Origin of the sequence: Vibrio anguillarum (assembly GCF_003390515.1) — a bacterium.
Taxonomy (GTDB): domain Bacteria; phylum Pseudomonadota; class Gammaproteobacteria; order Enterobacterales; family Vibrionaceae; genus Vibrio; species Vibrio anguillarum.
The window spans coordinates 80,581-100,066 of record NZ_CP031478.1; the positions used below are offsets into that span (position 1 = coordinate 80,581).

The 19,486-nt window shown below is 43.8% G+C and carries 17 protein-coding genes; 7 read left to right on the forward strand and 10 right to left on the reverse strand.

Annotated features, from left to right (window positions below):
* Positions 1-12 precede the first annotated feature (12 nt).
* Complete coding sequence (locus tag DD616_RS00330) at positions 13-1,305, reverse strand: glycoside hydrolase family 18 protein (RefSeq protein WP_096037095.1); 1,293 nt, start codon at positions 1,303-1,305, stop codon at positions 13-15.
* Between the two features lie 150 nt (positions 1,306-1,455).
* Positions 1,456-2,448 carry a sugar-binding transcriptional regulator gene (locus DD616_RS00335; RefSeq protein WP_017046938.1) on the reverse strand — a complete coding sequence of 331 codons (993 nt, stop codon included), beginning with the start codon at positions 2,446-2,448 and terminating at the stop codon, positions 1,456-1,458.
* A gap of 455 nt (positions 2,449-2,903) precedes the next feature.
* Between DD616_RS00335 and tal the strand changes: the two genes are divergently transcribed.
* Both tal and tkt read left to right on the forward strand, forming a co-directional pair.
* Positions 2,904-3,854, forward strand: a complete 951-nt coding sequence (gene tal / locus DD616_RS00340; RefSeq protein ID WP_026027792.1) for a transaldolase — start codon at positions 2,904-2,906, stop codon at positions 3,852-3,854.
* A gap of 75 nt (positions 3,855-3,929) precedes the next feature.
* Positions 3,930-5,924, forward strand: coding sequence for a transketolase (tkt, locus tag DD616_RS00345; RefSeq protein WP_171817116.1), 1,995 nt, complete (start codon positions 3,930-3,932; stop codon positions 5,922-5,924).
* Positions 5,925-6,037: 113 nt separating this feature from the next.
* Here the strand turns inward: tkt and DD616_RS00350 are convergent, their stop codons facing one another.
* On the reverse strand, positions 6,038-6,655 hold the full coding sequence (locus tag DD616_RS00350; protein ID WP_013867846.1) for an OmpA family protein: 618 nt from the start codon (positions 6,653-6,655) through the stop codon (positions 6,038-6,040).
* A 154-nt stretch (positions 6,656-6,809) separates the two neighbouring features.
* Here DD616_RS00350 and DD616_RS00355 point away from each other — a divergent pair, with 154 nt between their 5' ends.
* Together DD616_RS00355 and bamJ are read left to right on the forward strand one after the other, a co-directional pair.
* A complete protein-coding gene (locus DD616_RS00355) occupies positions 6,810-7,436 on the forward strand; it encodes a thiol:disulfide interchange protein DsbA/DsbL (protein ID WP_208871530.1) in 627 nt (208 codons plus the stop codon).
* A 19-nt stretch (positions 7,437-7,455) separates the two neighbouring features.
* Entirely contained in the window at positions 7,456-7,929 is a 474-nt protein-coding gene (bamJ, locus tag DD616_RS00360; RefSeq protein WP_017046439.1) for a BamJ family beta-barrel-assembly machinery protein, read from the forward strand.
* A 27-nt stretch (positions 7,930-7,956) separates the two neighbouring features.
* On the opposite strand, the gene DD616_RS00365 is transcribed toward bamJ, so the two are convergent.
* Complete coding sequence (locus DD616_RS00365; RefSeq protein WP_017046438.1) at positions 7,957-8,562, reverse strand: beta-phosphoglucomutase family hydrolase; 606 nt, start codon at positions 8,560-8,562, stop codon at positions 7,957-7,959.
* 194 nt (positions 8,563-8,756) lie between these two features.
* Here DD616_RS00365 and DD616_RS00370 point away from each other — a divergent pair, with 194 nt between their 5' ends.
* The gene (locus DD616_RS00370; protein ID WP_026027860.1) at positions 8,757-10,529 is read left to right on the forward strand and encodes a methyl-accepting chemotaxis protein; all 1,773 of its coding nucleotides are present in this window, start codon (positions 8,757-8,759) and stop codon (positions 10,527-10,529) included.
* Between the two features lie 96 nt (positions 10,530-10,625).
* Here the strand turns inward: DD616_RS00370 and DD616_RS00375 are convergent, their stop codons facing one another.
* Both DD616_RS00375 and DD616_RS00380 read right to left on the reverse strand, forming a co-directional pair.
* Positions 10,626-11,195 (reverse strand): YceI family protein, encoded by a 570-nt coding sequence (locus DD616_RS00375; RefSeq protein WP_013867851.1) that lies wholly within the window; start codon positions 11,193-11,195, stop codon positions 10,626-10,628.
* Positions 11,192-11,731, reverse strand: coding sequence for a cytochrome b (locus DD616_RS00380; protein WP_017047204.1), 540 nt, complete (start codon positions 11,729-11,731; stop codon positions 11,192-11,194). The genes DD616_RS00375 and DD616_RS00380 overlap by 4 nt, the downstream gene beginning before the upstream one ends.
* A 341-nt stretch (positions 11,732-12,072) precedes the next feature.
* On the opposite strand from DD616_RS00380, the gene DD616_RS00385 reads away from it, so the two are divergent.
* Both DD616_RS00385 and DD616_RS00390 read left to right on the forward strand, forming a co-directional pair.
* Positions 12,073-12,708: a hypothetical protein gene (locus DD616_RS00385; protein WP_026027861.1), complete on the forward strand. Its 636-nt coding sequence runs from the start codon at positions 12,073-12,075 to the stop codon at positions 12,706-12,708.
* A gap of 281 nt (positions 12,709-12,989) precedes the next feature.
* Complete coding sequence (locus tag DD616_RS00390) at positions 12,990-13,781, forward strand: EAL domain-containing protein (RefSeq protein ID WP_013867855.1); 792 nt, start codon at positions 12,990-12,992, stop codon at positions 13,779-13,781.
* A gap of 116 nt (positions 13,782-13,897) precedes the next feature.
* Here the strand turns inward: DD616_RS00390 and DD616_RS00395 are convergent, their stop codons facing one another.
* Genes DD616_RS00395 through DD616_RS00410 form a run of 4 tightly spaced genes read right to left on the reverse strand, consistent with a single transcriptional unit; the run spans position 13,898 to position 19,439 of the window.
* Positions 13,898-15,490, reverse strand: coding sequence for an ABC transporter ATP-binding protein (locus DD616_RS00395; protein ID WP_017046434.1), 1,593 nt, complete (start codon positions 15,488-15,490; stop codon positions 13,898-13,900).
* Complete coding sequence (locus DD616_RS00400) at positions 15,487-16,530, reverse strand: ABC transporter permease (RefSeq protein WP_017047205.1); 1,044 nt, start codon at positions 16,528-16,530, stop codon at positions 15,487-15,489. Before DD616_RS00400 ends, DD616_RS00395 begins: the two co-directional genes overlap by 4 nt.
* A complete protein-coding gene (locus tag DD616_RS00405) occupies positions 16,527-17,612 on the reverse strand; it encodes a microcin C ABC transporter permease YejB (RefSeq protein WP_013867858.1) in 1,086 nt (361 codons plus the stop codon). Before DD616_RS00405 ends, DD616_RS00400 begins: the two co-directional genes overlap by 4 nt.
* Positions 17,613-17,621: 9 nt before the next feature.
* Entirely contained in the window at positions 17,622-19,439 is a 1,818-nt protein-coding gene (locus DD616_RS00410) for an extracellular solute-binding protein (RefSeq protein ID WP_026027862.1), read from the reverse strand.
* Between the last annotated feature and the right edge of the window lie 47 nt (positions 19,440-19,486).

The following is a 19,486-nucleotide window of genomic DNA, read 5'->3' on the forward strand; positions in this document are numbered from 1 at the left end:
TTACAAAGCGTGCTATTTCAACTCATCAGCCATTGCTTTGATCAATTCACCTGAAGGATCACCTGAAAGTTCCCATGTAAAAATCCCCCCTAGTTTTGCGTTTTTTGCCCATTTGGCTTTGGCGCGCACTGAACGTTCATCTTCATACGAGATAAATACTTTCTTTTCTGCATTCCATAAATATGGTGCTTGCGATTCTTGATCGTAACCATATTGATACCCTTGTGCCGCGCGATAATTTTTCATCAAATCCCAGAACATGAAATAGCCATTTTCACCGGTCCCAAACGGCGCTCCCTGCTCAGACACAAGATCAGCCGTAGGCAAACCACCCTCATAATCTTGAGTGCCTTGCCAACCACGTCCATAAAACGCCGCGCCGATAACCAATTTCTCGCTTGGTATACCCAATTCGATCATTTGATTGATAAACACATCGGCTCCCATTCCCCACCAACTGCGATCCGTCGCATGTAAATTGGTTAAATGGCCCGTTTGCGTTCCCCAACCACCCAGAAAATCATAAGTCATCGCAAACATATTGGTTAAATAAGGGGATACGGCTGGCCAATCTATCTGAGCCGCTTTCGCTCCAACACCAACAGCAGTAGAAAGTTCATAGTGGCGAGCCGTCTTTTTACTCAACGCATCCAAATCAGCACGTAATGTTTTCATCAGCTCGGTATAGGCCTGTTTTTCTGCTTCTTTTTGTTCGTCGGTTAATTTCGTATCCGGATTCCAAGGCGAAGTAGTTAAACCGCCACCACCCGGATATTCCCAATCGATATCGATGCCGTCAAAGAAGGCGTACTGCTCTATAAGTTCAACCGCTGTTTTGGAAAAATGCTTGATCGTAGCAGGATCTTTTATCATTGCGTGGAACGGTTCAGACATTGTCCAGCCGCCAAATGAAGGCAGAATCTTAAGCGTCGGATAGTCTTTCTTCATTTGTGCAAGTTGAGCGAAGTGACCTTTGTAAGGAACTGGTACATCGACTGCGCCAAACTCTTTTTCTAGTGCGGATTTAGTATCAACAACAATCGCACTAAATGGTGCTTTTCCTTCACATTGCTTAGCGATTTGCTTTTGTACGGTTTCACTGGCTCCAGAATGGGGGCCACACATACTCAAAAAGGCGTAAATAACATGAGTCAAGTTCTCTGCTGGAATATCTTTAACTGTGTAGGGGTTTTGCTCATTTTCATATTGCCAATCAGCAAAGTAGCCCGCCACGACGGGTTTGGTTGTCTCTGCGGTGGCGTTAAATGACGCAACAACGAGAAGGGTGATCATCAACTTGTTCATAAGTTTCTCCTTGGGTTTGCGTCAATACAGCAGAGAAATATCTTTTAAGTTTAAAAATAATCAGCCAATGCGAGCCAAACTCAGATCTTAAAATCACGTTACAGTTATTGCAGATTAATTTATGAGCCTAAATTCACTAACCTGAATCCACTAACCAATGACGGTTTGTATCTGCTCATCTAAATTCAATACCGTTAACGCGTTGCTTACGCTGGTGGCAATCACATCAATTGCACCGGTGCGTAGCGCCCCAAGCAGCGCTAAAGGTTTGCTGTTTTCAGCCGCGATAGCGATTACCTCAGCGATCGGTCGAAATTCGTCAATCCCTAACCCAATCACACGATCGCTCATCACCGTATTGGCAGCTTTACCGTGGATATCAAAAAAATCATAACCAGCGAAATCCCCCACTACACCTTGCTGTAAACGCGACTGCACCACTTCATCGGCGGTAAACCAACCGAGATCGACCATGTAGCTGTTTTCACTCATATCCCCAATACCCACTAACGCAATGTCTGCCTTACGTGCTAAATCTAAGGTTTGTTTGACGGTTGCATTTTGCATAAACGCCAATTTTTGTTCGCGATTTTCAGCATAGGCAGGCGCATAAAGCGTTTCAGAGCTTCCACCGTATTTTTTGGCCAGTTGTCGACAGATATGATCCGCATTAAACATCCCACCTCTTGGGTGAATGCCACCAATACTACAGACAAACTTACACTCTCGCGGTGTGATAACGCCAATATGATGCGCCACGGCCGATACATTTCGGCCTTGACCAACGGTCACAACCATGCCGTTTTTTAGCGTACTGGTCAGGTAATTGGAAACCAACCCCGCCACTTGTTGGCGCTGCAACTCTTCGCTAGGTTGGTCAAGTGCAACCAGCGCACGTTTTATACCAAAGCGTTCAATCAGTCGCTGCTCAATTTTGGCGCTAAAAACAGGATGATATTTCACCGTAATTTCGACAATCCCTTCATCGCGTGCCTGTTTAAGCATTCGCCCCACTTTGGCTCGTGAAAGAGAAAACTTTTTCGAAATCTCTTCTTGAGTTGCACCATCTTGGTAATAAGCCACTGAAATTTCAGTTAATAAGTCAGTATTTTCGATAGAAATGTCTTGATTGGGAGTGGTCATACGGGATCTCATGGTCAATATTGTGCGCAGAATAACGACAATTGAGCATTTGCTCATTGACCTAGCATAGGTTAAGCCTCATTTACTTTGCAACATTTGCTCACGGAAATTACATTTTCTCACTCTGTTCAATGCACAGTAACGTTCGCTTTCAACCCTTGATAAATCTAAGCAAACGTTTATTTATCAGCACTTAGATTAATTCACAAAAAAATAGTTGATTGATATCACTATAACCTCAGAACAGCGATTGACTTTCCCAGTGGATAAGATAAATATGGCTACATCATTTACTCAACGATCGAGCAAATGTTCAACGCAAATGTTCGGTCGCTGGAAATAATTGAGTTAGCTTTTCTGGCATGTGTAAGACATGACTATGTGATTGCTAACCCGCTTGCAAATGCCCAGCAAACTCAAAATCTGGCTTGGCCCAAAGAAATAGGATGATCGATATGAGCAATAAATTAGAGCAACTTCGTAAAATGACGACTGTTGTTGCTGACACTGGTGAAATTGACGCAATCAAAAAATACCAACCAGAAGATGCGACCACTAACCCATCTCTCATTCTTAAAGCGGCTCAAATTGCAGAATACGCGCCACTGATTGATGCTTCTATCGCATACGCAAAAACACAGAGCTCAGACAAGGCTCAACAAGTTCAAGATACTTGTGACATGCTTGCTGTCAATATCGGTAAAGAGATCCTAAAAACGATTCCGGGCCGTATTTCTACCGAGGTCGATGCTCGCCTCTCTTATGATATGGAAGGTAGCGTGACAAAAGCGCGCCAACTGATCAAAATGTACAACGATGCTGGCATTACTAACGACCGTATTTTGATCAAGCTGGCTTCAACCTGGGAAGGTATTCGCGCAGCAGAGATCCTTGAAAAAGAAGGCATCAACTGTAACCTGACTCTATTATTCTCCTTTGCTCAAGCACGCGCGTGTGCAGAAGCAGGCGTATTCCTTATTTCTCCATTCGTCGGCCGTATTATGGATTGGTATAAAGCCAAAGAAGGCCGTGATTTTGCACCGCAAGAAGATCCTGGTGTATTGTCCGTGACTGCTATTTACAATTACTACAAAGAACATGGCTACAAGACAGTCGTGATGGGCGCAAGCTTCCGTAATATCGGTGAAATTTTAGAGTTAGCAGGCTGTGATCGTTTGACTATTGCCCCTTCTTTACTGGCAGAACTCGAAGCAGCTGAAGGTGAAGTGGTTGAAAAACTGGTTGACTCTCAAGGTAACAAAGAACGCCCTGCAGCAATGACCCATGCAGAGTTCCTATGGGAACATAACCAAGACCCAATGGCCGTAGAAAAATTAGCGGAAGGCATCCGTAACTTTGCCATTGACCAAGGCAAACTTGAAGTCATGATTGCAGCCAAGTTGTAATCCACTTACGAATTAAAATTTGGGGAACGATTAACGTTCCCCTTTCCTTTCTAACTCTATTATTTGTCGGTAATTATTATGGAACGTAAACAATTAGCCAATGCCATCCGTGCTCTTAGTATGGACGGTGTTCAACAAGCTAACTCTGGTCACCCTGGTGCACCGATGGGTATGGCGGATATCGCTGAAGTGCTTTGGCGTAGCCACTTAAACCATAACCCACAAAACCCACAATGGGCTGACCGCGACCGTTTTGTGCTGTCAAACGGCCACGGCTCAATGCTGATTTACTCTTTATTGCACCTGAGCGGTTACGCGCTGTCGATTGATGATTTGAAAAACTTCCGTCAATTGCACTCAAAAACACCGGGTCACCCAGAATACGGTTACGCGCCGGGCATTGAAACCACCACGGGCCCGCTAGGCCAAGGTATTACCAATGCGGTCGGCATGGCGATGGCTGAAAAAGCACTGGCGGCGCAGTTCAACAAACCGGGTCACGACATCGTTGACCACTTCACTTATGTGTTCATGGGTGATGGTTGTTTGATGGAAGGCATCTCGCACGAGGCGTGTTCTCTGGCCGGCACACTGGGCCTTGGCAAACTGATTGCGTTTTGGGATGACAACGGCATCTCTATCGATGGTCATGTGGAAGGCTGGTTCTCTGATGACACGCCAAAACGTTTTGAAGCGTACGGCTGGCATGTTATTGCTGCGGTTGATGGCCATAACGCTGAAGCGATTAATGCCGCGATTGAGGCTGCGAAAGCAGACCCTCGTCCAACCTTGATTTGCACCAAAACCATCATCGGTTTTGGCTCGCCAAACAAAGCGGGCTCACACGACTGTCATGGTGCCCCTTTAGGCGCTGAAGAAATCAAAGCAGCGCGTGAATTCCTGGGTTGGCCGCATGCACCTTTCCACATCCCTGCCGACATTTACGCGCAGTGGGATGCCAAAGAAGCTGGCCAAGCGAAAGAAACCGATTGGAACGCCAAGTTTGAAGCCTACGCCGCCGCTTACCCAGCCGAAGCTGCTGAGTTCAAACGCCGCGTAAATGGCGAGTTGCCAGCAGAATGGGAAGCGAAAGCGAGTCAAATTATCGCTGACCTTCAAGCTAACCCAGCCAATATTGCGTCACGTAAAGCGTCACAAAATGCGCTGGAAGCGTTTGGTAAAATGCTGCCAGAATTTATGGGCGGCTCGGCAGACTTGGCACCGTCCAACCTCACCATGTGGTCGGGCTCTCAATCGCTCACGGCGGAAGATTTCTCGGGTAACTACATTCACTATGGTGTGCGTGAATTCGGTATGACTGCCATCATGAATGGTATCGCGCTGCACGGTGGCTTCGTTCCTTACGGCGCAACCTTCCTGATGTTTATGGAATACGCCCGTAATGCAATGCGAATGGCCGCGCTGATGAAGATTCAGAACATTCAAGTGTACACGCACGACTCTATCGGGTTGGGTGAAGATGGCCCAACCCATCAACCGGTTGAGCAAGTGGCTTCACTGCGTTTGACACCAAACATGAGCACATGGCGTCCGTGTGACCAAGTGGAATCAGCCGTCGCATGGAAGTTGGCGATTGAGCGTAAAGATGGCCCATCAGCGCTGATTTTCTCTCGTCAAAACCTAGCGCAGCAACCACGCAGTGAAACGCAAGTTGCGGATATCGCGAAAGGTGGTTACATCCTAAAAGAGTGCGCGGGTCAGCCTGAGCTTATCCTGATTGCCACTGGCTCTGAAGTTGAACTGGCGGTAAAAGCTGCAGAGCAACTTACAGCTGAAGGTAAGAAAGTGCGCGTAGTTTCGATGCCATCGACCGATGCGTTTGATAAACAAGACGCAGCCTACCGCGAAGCCGTACTACCAGCAGCCGTGACTAAGCGTATCGCTATTGAAGCAGGTATCGCGGATTTCTGGTACAAGTACGTTGGTTTTGGCGGCAAGATCATCGGTATGACTACCTTTGGTGAGTCAGCACCGGCGGATCAACTGTTCAAAATGTTCGGCTTTACGACTGAAAACGTGGTGAAACAAGCACAAGAACTGCTTGCTTAAGTCTTCTTATTTTTAATGCAAAAGCCCAGCGAGTCATTCGCTGGGCTTTTTTGAGCTTGTCGCGTGTGAAAAGAGATACATCACTTAAAAGGCATGCCACCAAAAGGCATAACTTAATTATTGGAAACAATAAATAACACTTCCACACGACGGTTACATGCTTTACCTGCATTGGTTTTATTCGTACAAGCCGGAACGTATTCACCATATCCACGGGTAAAAATAGAGTCCATCGCCACATTACTTTTCACTAAAGTGTTCTTTACCGCTTTCGCTCGACGTTCAGACAAACCATCATTAAAAGTTGGCGCTCCACTACTGTCCGTATGGCCATCAATCACAATATCAATACCGGGTTCTGAGGCTAAATAACGTCCCATCATAGTAAGCCAGTCACCAGAACCAGAGGAGACGGTGGACGAGCCCGTTTCAAATTTCACCGTATCTTTCAATTTAACCATAATGTGGTTACCCGGGAGAACCTCGTAATCAACGCCATTCTTCAATAAAAAACTTTGCAAAGAATCATAACTACTCACGCGCTGCTGTCCCATCGGGCCTTGAACACCTGTTGAAGCAATCTTCGGCGCATAGCCCCATTCAGGGTAGAGCACGTCAAAATCACCTTTTGGCGCTGCATCCAATAGATTGTCGCTAAACATCCGATCTGCGGTGGCTAATGTTCCACACCCCGTTAACAACATCAATAACGGTAAGGCTAAATACTTCATTCAAGCATCACTCCATTCTCTTACTACCTAAACTGTATCGGCCAAGACTGTAAAACTTTATATATATTTGGTAGCAATTTCGTCGTTGTTTCTGTTTTCCTTGTCACGGTAAGCCGTTAGAATTCAAGTATTCTTTTTTAACTCAATACTCGTTATGAAAAAAAACACACGCTATTGGTTGGCTCTCATCACAACACTACTGATTCTAGCAGGCTGCGGTGACAACACTACGCCACAAAAAGGGAAACAATATGATGAGCTTCCCGTAAGTCTTGCAACATACCGCCTGCCAGCCGTCACGGAAGTGTTTTCGCTGACTTGCGGACACTGTCGTTCAATGGAAAAGGTCATCCCAGAGCTAGAGAAAATAACAGGCGAAACATTTGGTAAACTGCATGTCACCTTTAACGAAGGCGCACAGATTGGAGCCATGATTTACTATTCAGCCGTGATGCAACTGGGAGCAATTCCCGAGCATGCCATGATGGAACAGCTATTTTCGGTCGTGCAAATGGATCAAGAAGTAACGTTAAGTGAGCGTAAAGAAGCGATTGATTTGGCCTTCAGCCAGCTAGGGCTAATCAGCCCGTATTCGTTAGATGATGAGCAGCAAAAACAGTTATTCCAAGAGATTCAGCTCGCTGATGATATTTCAGTAAAAGGCCAAATCAATGCCGTTCCAACCTTTATTGTGAAAGGCAAATATTTAGTCATCACCTCCGGTCATAAAGATGTAGCAGATATCGCGAATACCATCTCATATTTATTGACTCACCCCTAATCCACAAGGCTTTAAAAATATGTCTAAATTTGTATTTCCAATTATTATTTTTTTACTGGCTGGCTTTTTTATCTATCGTACGTGGAATAACCACAAAATTGCCGATGAAAATTTTGCTAAAGGCCAAGCGTTTTTGGCTGAAAATACTCAGCAAGATGGCGTGATAACAACCGAAAGTGGCCTACAATATCTCGTACTCCAACAAGGTACTGGCACCGTTCATCCGAAAGCCAACAGTCGTGTAAAAGTGCATTATCACGGTACTTTACTTGACGGTTCGGTGTTTGATAGCTCGGTTGAACGTAACGACCCGATTGTGTTTGGTTTGAAGCAGGTGATTCAAGGCTGGCAGGAAGGCCTACAACTGATGGTGGAAGGACAAAAAATGCGCCTGTTCATACCCAGTAATTTAGGTTATGGCAAAAGTGGCAGCGGCCCTATCCCACCGGCATCCGTACTAATTTTTGATGTGGAATTAATTGAAATCCAGTAAAGCGGTGTTGAGCCGCATTACGCGGCTCTATTCTTGAGAAGGGACTGGATAAAACACCAGTTTTCCTTCCTCTACCATCACACAATCCATTCCTCCAGCGTGAGCGGCTTGTTTACCCAAATGAGTATCTTCAAACACCACACAATGCTTAGGTTCGAGATCTAATAAAAAGGCTGCACGCAAAAATGTATCTGGATTCGGTTTATGGTTTTCAACATCAGACGCCGTTACTACAGCATCAAAGCGATTTAATAGCCCAGACTTTTTAAGCAATGCGAGTGCACTTTGCCTTTGGCTTCCAGTCCCAATCGCAAGCTTCTTTTTACCATAAAACTGCTCAACAACTTCATGAGTACAAGAAATTACCTCGCCACTATTTTCGATAGAAGAAAATGCCGCCATTTTAAATTGAGCGACCAGCTCTGGCACCAATTTGAGATCGTGCAGCTTATTGATTTGTGAAACGATTTTAGCGCTAGGCATGCCACCTAAACTGTGCAACCACTGTTCTGAGAATGGGAAGCGAAAATGTTGCGCTGTTTTTGACCAAGCCTCTAAATGCGCTGGCATGGTGTCAAGCAACGTACCATCCATATCAAAAATAAGTCCTTGGTAATTTTCTAATTCAATCATGTTTACAGAGCGCCTCTAACAAATTCTATGGGAATCAACAAAATAAAAGTTCCAATATTGTGTCACGATAATGAATGTAATTTATATTTTTGCGTTCATTGATATACGCTTCATTTAATCCTAACATTCTAATTAAACATACTAATAATTACATTTTCATCAATTATTGTCATTTTACTTAGGTGTATAATCTCATGAGTATCAAACAAAAATTATATTCACTGGGTGCTATTGCGGTTATCGGGGTTCTGGTAATGTTAGCCACTACCACACATTTTTCCCAAACCACCGAAACGCTCAATCAAGCCATTAACTTAGTCGATAAACTTGAAATTAGACTGCTCAATTTGCGGCGCAATGAGAAAGATTTTCTTCTGCGAAGCGACGTGAAATACCTTGAAACCTTTAAAAAAAACAGCACTCTTTTTTTAGATCTGGAACAGCAACTTTCCCTCATCCTGTTAGATCGAGATCTCCCCTCTAGTAGCCAACTCCGACAAGACCTTTTGGCTTATAAACAAGGTTTTGAAAAATTGGTACAGGCTTATAGCCTATACGGATTAAATGAAAAATCCGGCCTTTTAGCCACTTATTTACAAGCATTGGAAACCATAAAACCTAATGCTGATGATGCATTACTTTTAGAGCTAATGGCGTTTGATCAAAGCGTGCAGGTTGGAGAGCTGCAAAACAGCACAGTGACCAACCGTTTTCCGGCATTAGCACAGGCCTCCCAACAGCTTGTCGATCAGAAAAAAGTGATTGGTTTGAAATATAATCAAGGGCTACTTGGTGAAGTACGTAATCTTTCTCATAATGTTGAACAACAGTTTGTTACCTTTTCTGAAGTGTTAAATAAAGAGATTACAAGTATTGAGCAAGAACTTAACTATGTGAAACAAGGGCTCAGTGCGTTAGTGATCGTGCTAATCCTTGGATTTATTCTCCAAATAGCGCGCTCCATTAACGTGCAAGTGAGTAAGTTGTTGTCAGTAATGCAAATGATTTCAAACAGCAACAACATCAGTTTGCGTGTTGAGCTGACTGGCCGCAACGAGTTGGTATCGATCGCAACTTATTTTAATACCTTACTCGATAAGTTCGAAACTCTTATCGCTGGCTCTCAAACAAAGTCTCACCAGCTATCGAACAGTACATCAAGTATGCATAACGAATTAGAAGATGTGATTGAACAGTTTCACGTTCAGGCTGACCACACCACGACAATGGCAACGGCCGTTCAAGAAATGGTGTCCACCATCAGCGAAATTTCAGAAAGTACTAGTGTAGCAGTAGAAGGTGTACACAAAGCCGCGCACAATGCTCAGCAAGGGCGTTTAGTGGTGGAATCAACGGTAAAAAATGTCGATGAACTCTCACGAACATTGGAAAAAAGTCAAATCTCCATCGCCTCATTGAACAAGCATGTCGAACAAATTGGCGGTGCTGTTAACATCATTCAAGGTATCGCAGAGCAGACCAATTTACTGGCATTAAATGCCGCGATTGAAGCCGCTCGCGCCGGAGAACAAGGAAGAGGCTTTGCTGTGGTCGCCGATGAAGTCCGCGCACTTGCCAGCCGCACGCATCAGTCAACGGAAGAGATCACCAATGTCGTTTCTGCAATTCAAAGCCAAATGAGCACCGTTGTCACTGATATTGCACAATGCAACACTCAAGGCCATGCGACGCTAACGGCTTCAGGAGAACTGGATAATAGTTTACGTCAGATTCTCTCTGACATGGAAATGATACAAAGTAACTCTGAACGAATCGCCTCTGCAATTGAAGAACAAGGCATTGTGATGAACCAAGTCAGTGAATCGATCACCGAACTTAACTCTATCTCTGATAATAATATGCACTCAGCTAAACAGTGTTTGATTGAAGTCGATATCGTTTCCAAGCAAGCAAACGACATGGACAACGCGGTCGCCGAATTCCAGACTCAGAAATCCGTCAGTTAGCCAATGTATAGAGATAAAATATAGCGAGAGTTAGTGAAAAGGGTCTAGAGTTAGACCCTTTTATTCATGTTTGCTTAAAGCATAACAAGATGTGGATTACTTTTGTATTCCTTCAACATAGAGTTCCATATCGACATAGCTTGAAGCGCCCATTACTGCAATATTGAAATCCGCGAGTTCGATACGTGTTGTCCCCGAAAAACCAGCGCGTTGGCCACCCCATGGGTCTTTACCTGCACCAATAAATTCTGCATCAATAGTAATGGGTTTGGTTTGACCATGCAGAGTAAGATCACCGAGCACTTCTAGTTTACCATTCCCTTTATCAACCACTTGAGTACTGGTAAACGTGGCTTGTGAATATTTTGATGCATCAATGAAATCAGCACTACGAATATGTTTATCACGTTCAGCATGGTTACTGTCCAGGCTGCGAGTATCCACATTAACTTTCACTTTTGAGCTTGCAAGGTCGTTAGGATCGTAGGAAAACTCACCATCAAACTTGTTAAAGCGGCCCTTGGTAAAACTATAACCAAGATGGCTGACTTTAAAGTTAATTGAAGCATGTGCACCTTTGGTATCTATAACATAGTCAGCAGCGTTTGCACCTAGCGGCATGAGTGTTGCGAAAGCCAATCCAGTAGCAAGTAACGTTTTCTTCATTTAGAAGCTCCTATCATTTTTCGTAGCGTATCGTCTTTATCAATAAAATGGTGCTTGAGTGCAGCAACAGCGTGCACGCCTGCTAAAATAATCAGCGTCCAAGCTGCGTAAAAGTGAACCGTACCAGAGAGATCGGCTTGTCCTTCAAACAACAAGCCCATACTTGGTACAGTAAACCAATTGAAAACATCAATCCCTCGGCCATCTTCTGTCGAGATCAAATAGCCTGATACAAACAGCGTCATCAATAATAAATACATTAATCCGTGCGCCGCTTTAGCCGCAATGCGCTCATAGTGGCCGCCACCAATGGCAGGAGAGACACTCACCAACTTCCATAGTATGCGGAACAGGGTGACCGCGAGCAGCAACAAACCGACAGATTTATGCCAATGTGGCGCGGTGTTATACCATTGACTGTAATAGGTTAACTCAACCATCCAGATCCCAGCACCAAACATACCGATGATAACGAGTGCGGATAACCAATGGATAAGACGCGTGACTAAGTTGTAATTTTTAACTTCAGTTGTCATAAATTTTCTAAACCAGCAAGTGAAACAGCAACAAAGTGAATTGAATCTATATTCTAGCCTAAATTATTAACACAGTATTTACCATACTTTACATTGTGGACATACTTTAGTACTGATTGAGTTATTCGAAAAAACTGAAGGAACTTATTGTGGATATAGATAACCACGACTTAGGCTCAAACAACTTGAAACAACGGTAGCTTCAAATCATAAGGGTTTAACACCTGTAGAATGCTCGTATTAGAAGAATAGTGTGAAAGATCAAGAACTCGCCATTTGCTGCTCGTGCTTGTTGATAACTGTGGTAATCTTGCTTGGCTTTATTAAAGGAGAACAACGAGTTGCTACTGGACATACTCACGCAAAGCGTCAACGAATTTCAAGCTGACTGTCTAAAACTTTGTGAAAAGCACTACCCCACCATACACAACCAAGGAATGAGTGAACATCACTTAGGACTGGCTTTTGCTCGCAGGTTGGCTCGTACACTCAGTGAATTTGGGCACCCATGCCACTATTCTGTTATTGAATCAATCCCTCAGCGAGACATGCCACACCATTACCGAGTGAGCAGTGATGCCGGAACGGTATGGATCCTGACTCACCATATGGTCAGTGCAGGTAAAACCTGTCGAGAAAAGTTGATGCAAGACATTGCGCAGTGGAAATATGAGTACGCTTACGCGATTCAACCGAATGATTTACTGTTATTACTGACCGATCACTGGATCAGTCGTAGCCAAAAAAGTCGCGAGTTACTTCATTGGTGGACAGGGCAATTACCCGATGAAATAGATCAATACCTCGCACAAGGTATCACGCTGTATGAAAGTGACTCATTGCTAACTCAATCTTTAGAGAACCGTTTTCAAATTAGCCCTTGTTATATTAAATTTAGCCATCCTTTAAAACGCTCTAAAAACCAGCAACTAGTCCGAAAATACGTTCAATTATATGCCGTATTACAATGGGCGTAACGTAAACAAACCGCCCTCATTTCCTTCCAAGTTCTAGATTTTACCTTATTACCCTCGTCATTGTGCTGTCTTCTGATTTAGCACACACTCAATCAATTGAGCCTGCCGCATCACATTCACTAAATAATTCAATATTTGTGACGCTGTTTTGACAACCCACAAATTTTCATCTTAGCCAAAGGTACAATTGACAAAGGTCAAGGTGAGTCAATAATATGGCATGGCATATTGGCGCTCGGATGCTTCAAGCAAAAATTAATGATTAGGATGTCGAAAATTGTATGCTTTTAACTAACAAAACTCAGTTTTCAAAATGCATGTCTCTGGATTCCGATGGCCAGTTTATTGCTCATTACCAACATCTTGTGCTGCGAAGCGTTTTCCAGCCGATATTCTCGCGGGATAACCGTATTGTGGGCGTTGAAGCCCTAGTGAGAATAACCGCCAATGGCAGCACGACCATTCGCCCCGATTGTTTTTTCCATTCCGACACTATTAATCCCATCGACAAACTTAACGTAGAAAGACTCAGCCGAGTTATCCACATCCGAAACTATGCCCTTTCCGAATATCGTCAATGCCAATTATTTCTAAACTTACTGCCTGTCGCAGGTGAATTGTTTGCCATCAGCGACATCAACAAAGCATTGCTATGCGATCGCCTCAAAGAACTGCATATAGAACATAATCAACTGGTCATGGAATTGATTGAAATCGATTCAGAAAATGAAAGCAAGCTGCAATGCGCAACGCAAAGTCTGGCTGCAAATGGTTTTAAAATTGCCATTGATGATTTTGGTACTCAAGCCTCAACACCACAACGGGTTAATTTGGTGACGCCTGATATCATCAAATTTGATCGAAGCTTATTACTCAAATATATGCAAGGTGATTGTGACCCACTTATGGATGGCATTACCCTTGCGAAACAGAATGGTTCCAATACCGTTGTAGAAGGCATCGAAACCCAAGCGCAACTCGAAGCAATGCAAAAACTCGATATTGATATGTTTCAAGGCTATTTTTTAGCCATGCCGGAAGCGATAGTACCAGCCATTAAGATGGCCATTTAATCGCGATATTCTTTATATGCGCGTAGCGCCCCAACTTTACTGCTACTTTCAAGGTTCACTCACTGTTTTCCTAGCGACAACATCACGTTATTTAACTGTCTGACATAGCGTGATGTTTAATAAGAAAAGGAAATAAGCTCTTGGGTATAAGGGTGCTGAGGATTGAGAAACAGCTGTTGCGTTTCCCCTTGCTCAACGACTTCACCTTGTTTCATCACCATAGTGTAATGGCATAATGATTTCACCACATGTAAATCATGGCTAATGAACAAGTACGTTAACCCATATTTTTGTTGCAGCGATTTAAGCAGATCCAACACTTGCGCTTGAATCGTACGATCTAAAGAAGAAGTTGGTTCATCAAGTAAAATGAACTCAGGTTTAAGCACCAATGCCCGAGCAATCGCGATACGTTGTCGTTGCCCACCTGAAAACTCATTGGGATAACGGTAGCGAGTGGCTGGGTCGAGCTCAACTTCTCGCATCACATCACAAATCATTCGTTCAACAGTTTGTCGATCATAACGGCTATGAACCTCTAACCCTTCACCAATAATCTGCGCCACCGACATTCTCGGATTCAGTGCTGAAAATGGATCTTGAAAAACGACTTGCATCTTGCTGCGATAAGGTAACATAGCTTTCCTATCTAACCCTTGCAGCTCATTATTGTCGTAACAAATCGAGCCTTCCGAATGGACTAATTTTAGTATCGCCATGCCAGTGGTCGATTTACCCGAACCGCTCTCGCCAACAATTCCTAATGAATGTCCTCTTTTAAGCTTAAACTGCATGTCGGTGACAGCTTTAATATGCGAGACCGTGCGCTTGAATAAGCCGCCAGTGATGGGAAACCATACTTTGAGATGCTGAAGCTGCACTAGAATTGGGTTGTCAGGGTTTACGTCAACGGGCAAACCTCGAGGATCGGATTCAATCAATTTTTTGGTATAAGAGTGAGAGGGTGATGAGAACAGCGTTTTGGCATCATTCACCTCGATCACTTGCCCATTTTGCATTACGGCAACGCGATCAGCGATACGCTTAACAATACTGAGATCATGAGTAATGAACAACATGGCCATACCCAGTTCTTGTTGCAGGTTTTTAAGTAGATCTAATATTTGCGCCTGCACAGAAACATCAAGCGCAGTGGTTGGCTCATCAGCAATCAGTAATTCAGGCTCATTGATCAAAGCCATCGCAATCATGACTCGCTGGCGTTCTCCCCCAGAAAGTTCATGTGGATAAGCATTGATCTTAATTTCTGGCGATCGAATACCCACTTTTTCTAACCATGCAATGGCCAACTGACGTGCTTTGCTGCCTCTTAGTCCTCGATGAATCTCAACAACTTCGATCAACTGTTTACCAACTTTGTGCAGAGGGTTGAGTGAGACCATTGGCTCTTGGAAAATCATACCAATCCGCCCGCCTCGTATACCTCTTAATTGCCTCTCGCTACAGTTCAACGTGTTGATACCATCAAAAAAGATCTCCCCTTGCAAATAGTGGGCAGCACTTTTCGGTAACAACTTCAAAATGGCATTCGCCGTCACTGATTTACCAGAACCACTTTCCCCCACCAGCGCTAAAGTTTCCCCTGCGGAGAGAGAAAGTGACACCGCTTTAATCACAGGTTCAATATTGTCTTTTTGACCAAACCCGACCGAAAGATTTTGGATAGAGAGTACGGTTTTACTCATCATCTTCTCCCTGTCGAATGCGGGTCAAAGGCATCGCGTACAGCTTCGCCGATAAAGACCAATAATGTCAGCATTAACGAGAGCACCACAAATGCTGAAATACCTAACCATGGAGCTTGTAAATTGGCTTTCCCTTGCGCCAATAATTCGCCCAAAGAGGGCGATCCGACTGGCAAGCCAAAACCGAGAAAATCTAAGGATGTTAAAGTCGTAACTGAGCCTGAAAGAATAAAGGGCATCATGGTTAAAGAAGCCACCATCGCGTTAGGTAGCATGTGGCGAAGCATAATGCGGCGATCACTCACACCCATCGCTTGCGCAGCCCGCACATAATCAAAATTACGACAGCGTAAAAACTCCGCTCTCACCACGCCCACTAAACTCATCCAACTAAAAAGAACCATAATACCGAGCAACCACCAAAAATTCGGTTCGACGAAACTCGATAAAATGATCAGCAGAAAAAGCGTTGGCATCCCTGACCAAACTTCAATAAAACGTTGCCCAAGTAAATCAAGCCAACCGCCATAATAACCTTGAGTGGCACCAACGATAACGCCTATTACTGACGAGACGAGTGTTAATACAAAGCCAAACAAAACCGAAATGCGAAACCCGTAAATAATACGAGCCAACACATCGCGCCCTTTATCATCAGTACCAAGCCAGTTCACTGAATCTGGCGCTGACGGCACTGCACTATTGATATTAAAGTTGATGGTGTCGTAACTAAATGGGATCAATGGCCAAACAATAAAGCCTTTTTTTTCAATCAGATCGATGACGTAAGGATCGGTATAATCCGCTTCGGTTTCAAACTCACCACCAAAACGAGTTTCTGCATATTGTTGAAAGGTCGGGAAAAACCACTGCTGATCGTACTCAACCAAAAGGGGTTTATCATTTGCAATCAGCTCAGCAAATAGGCTCACCACAAATAAAAGCGTAAACAACCATAGTGAATAAAAACCGCGCCGATTGGACTTAAAACCGTGCCAGCGCAATACGTTTAATGGGTTGGACAGCCTTTTTTTTACCATCATGAACGAGCCTCAAAGTCGATTCGAGGATCAACCCAAATATAGGTCAAATCGGAAATGATGCTGAGGACTAATCCAAGTAACGTCATGATGTATAAAGAACTAAACACTACAGGATAATCCCGTTGAATGGTCGATTCAAAACCAAGTAGCCCTATACCTTCCAGTGAAAACATCACTTCAATCAGCATCGAACCGGTGAAAAATATGCTGATAAAAGCACTCGGAAAACCGGCAATAATAATCAGCATCGCATTACGAAAAACGTGCTGATAAAGAATACGTCCTTCATCCAGTCCTTTTGCTCGAGCCGTCACCACATACTGTTTGTTGATCTCATCAAGAAATGAGTTTTTCGTTAGCATACTCAAAGTGGCAAACCCGCCGATCACCATTGCAAAGATGGGCAAAGCCAAATGCCAAAAATAGTCGCCAATTTGTTGATACCAAGTCAGATCAGCAAAATTATTTGATACTAAACCACGCAGTGGGAACCAACTGAAATAATTTCCACTGGCAAAAATAATGATCAAAATGATCGCAAATAAGAAGCCAGGAATGGCGTAACCTATAATGACCACCGCGCTTGACCATACATCAAACCTTGAACCGTGGTGAATGGCTTTTAAAATACCGAGAGGAATGGAGATAAGGTAGATGATCAGCGTACTCCACAGCCCTAAAGAGATCGAAACGGGTAAACGCTCAGTGATCAAATCAATAACATTGCCCCCTTTGAATAAGCTGTCACCAAAATTAAAGGTTGCGTAATTTTTTAGCATTTCAAAATAACGGACATGAAGTGGCTTATCGAAACCAAACTGTTTTTTTATCGCTTCGACTACCTCGGGGTCTAAACCTCGAGAACCTTTATATCCTCCAGTGTTAGCCGACAGCGACATATCCACTTCTTGGCCGCCTCCAGTAAATCGCTCCATAATTCCGTCACCATGCCCTTCCATTTGTGCAATCGCTTGCTCAACTGGGCCTCCGGGGGCAATTTGGATGATAAAAAAATTAATGGTAATAATCGCCCACAGCGTGGGCACAACGAGCAGCAATCTGCGGAAAATATAAGCAGTCATTGCATCCTCTTAACGGCGTTTTTCTGGTAGCAATTGCGCTTTCTGCTCCGAAACCCACCAAGTATCAAGACCAATATCATATTTTGGCATCACGCTAGGGCGCTCGAATTTGTCCCAAGTTGCGATACGATATTGGCTCAGATACCACTGTGGGATCAGATAAAAATTCCATTGTAGAACGCGATCTAATGCTCGGCCTAAAGGCAATAATTTTTCTGGATGCTCTTGATTGGCGGCAATTTGTTCAGTGAGGAAGTCGACAACTGGGTCTGCCACTCCGGCGCGATTGTACGTTGAATCGATGTAGTTTGAATTCCAGATAATCAACAAGTTAGGACTTGGGTAAGGATTCGCCGCATAGGCCGACGAAAGCATGTCAAAATCTCTATCGCGCAAACGCTTAAGATATTGTGTGGTATCCACTGAGCGAATCTTCATCTCGATACCAAGCTGTTTTAGATTTTTTTGCAAAGGAATAGCAATGCGTTCCGTGGTCGGACTGTAGATCAATAACTCAAACTCAAACGCTTTACCCGTTTCTTTATGGGTCATCACTTTATCTTTCAGCTCCCACCCCGCCTCTTTGAGCAATTGAAAAGCGACTCGTAGTTGTTGACGAATACGACCAGACCCATCCGTCACTGGTGGTTGGTATTCTTGGGTAAAAACACGTTCTGGGATCTTATCTTTTAGTGGTGTAAGAATAGTAAGTTCATCAGTAGAGGGAAGACCTTTCGCTTCATACTCTGTGTTTTGAAAATAGCTACGCGTTCGTGAATATTGATCGTAGAACATATTTTTGTTCATCCATTCAAAATCCATCGCATAGGTCAAAGCCTCGCGCACTTTCGGATCACTAAACACTTCTCGTTGAATATTAAATACAAAACCTTGGGTTGAAGCTGGGCTATTATGCGCGATCGCTTCTTTCTTGATGAATCCTTTATCAAAGTTCAATCCAGTGTATGAGCTGGCCCAAAACTTCGCCGAACTCTCTTGGCGAATATCAAATTCCCCAGCTTTAAATGCCTCAAGCATTACGGTATCGTCGCGGTAATAGTCGTATTGGATCTGCTTGAAATTATGCCGCCCAATGTTGACTGGTAAGTTGGCAGCCCAATAATCTTTCTGCAACTCATAAGTGACACTCTGCCCAGTTTGATAACGTACGACTTTGTAAGGACCGCTGCCGACTGGCGGTTCATTTAATGGTTCTGCTAAGTTTTTATCCTGCCAATAGTGCTTAGGCAACACTTGAGTTGATTGAGCCAAACTAAAAAGCTTTTCTCTATTAGGTTCTGACATCTCAATACGAACCGTTAAAGGATGGATCGCCGTTACCGATTTAACCGCTTTGTAAAACAGTCGATATTGAGGCACTCCTTCTGTCATGAACTTGTTGAACGTAAACTCAACATCTTGCGCGGTGATCGGTTTACCGTCTTGAAAACGTGCGTTCGGGTTGATATCTAGTTCTAGCCACGAATAGTCATCAGAATAACGAACTTTAGAAGCAATCAATGGATAATAGGTATCAATTTCGTCGCTGGGCGCAAACATCAGTGAATCATAAAGCTCACCACTGCCTGCCGCCGGAGCGCCTCGGGAAGCAAAGCGGTTAAAATTGTCGTAAGTACCCACCTCGCCATAAGTTACTTTTCCGTACTTAGGCGCGCTTGGATTAACATAATCGAAATGAGAAAAATTGGTGGGATATTTGGCTTGCCCAACGCCGGATAATGTTGTGGTTTCTACAACATCCGCAGTCGCCAAAGCACTCATCAGCAGCACAGTCACACCTAACAGCGTAGGCTTAATTTTTCTCATACTAGAATCCTTCTATTGATAACTTCGCGACATTCCATCGGTGTAAA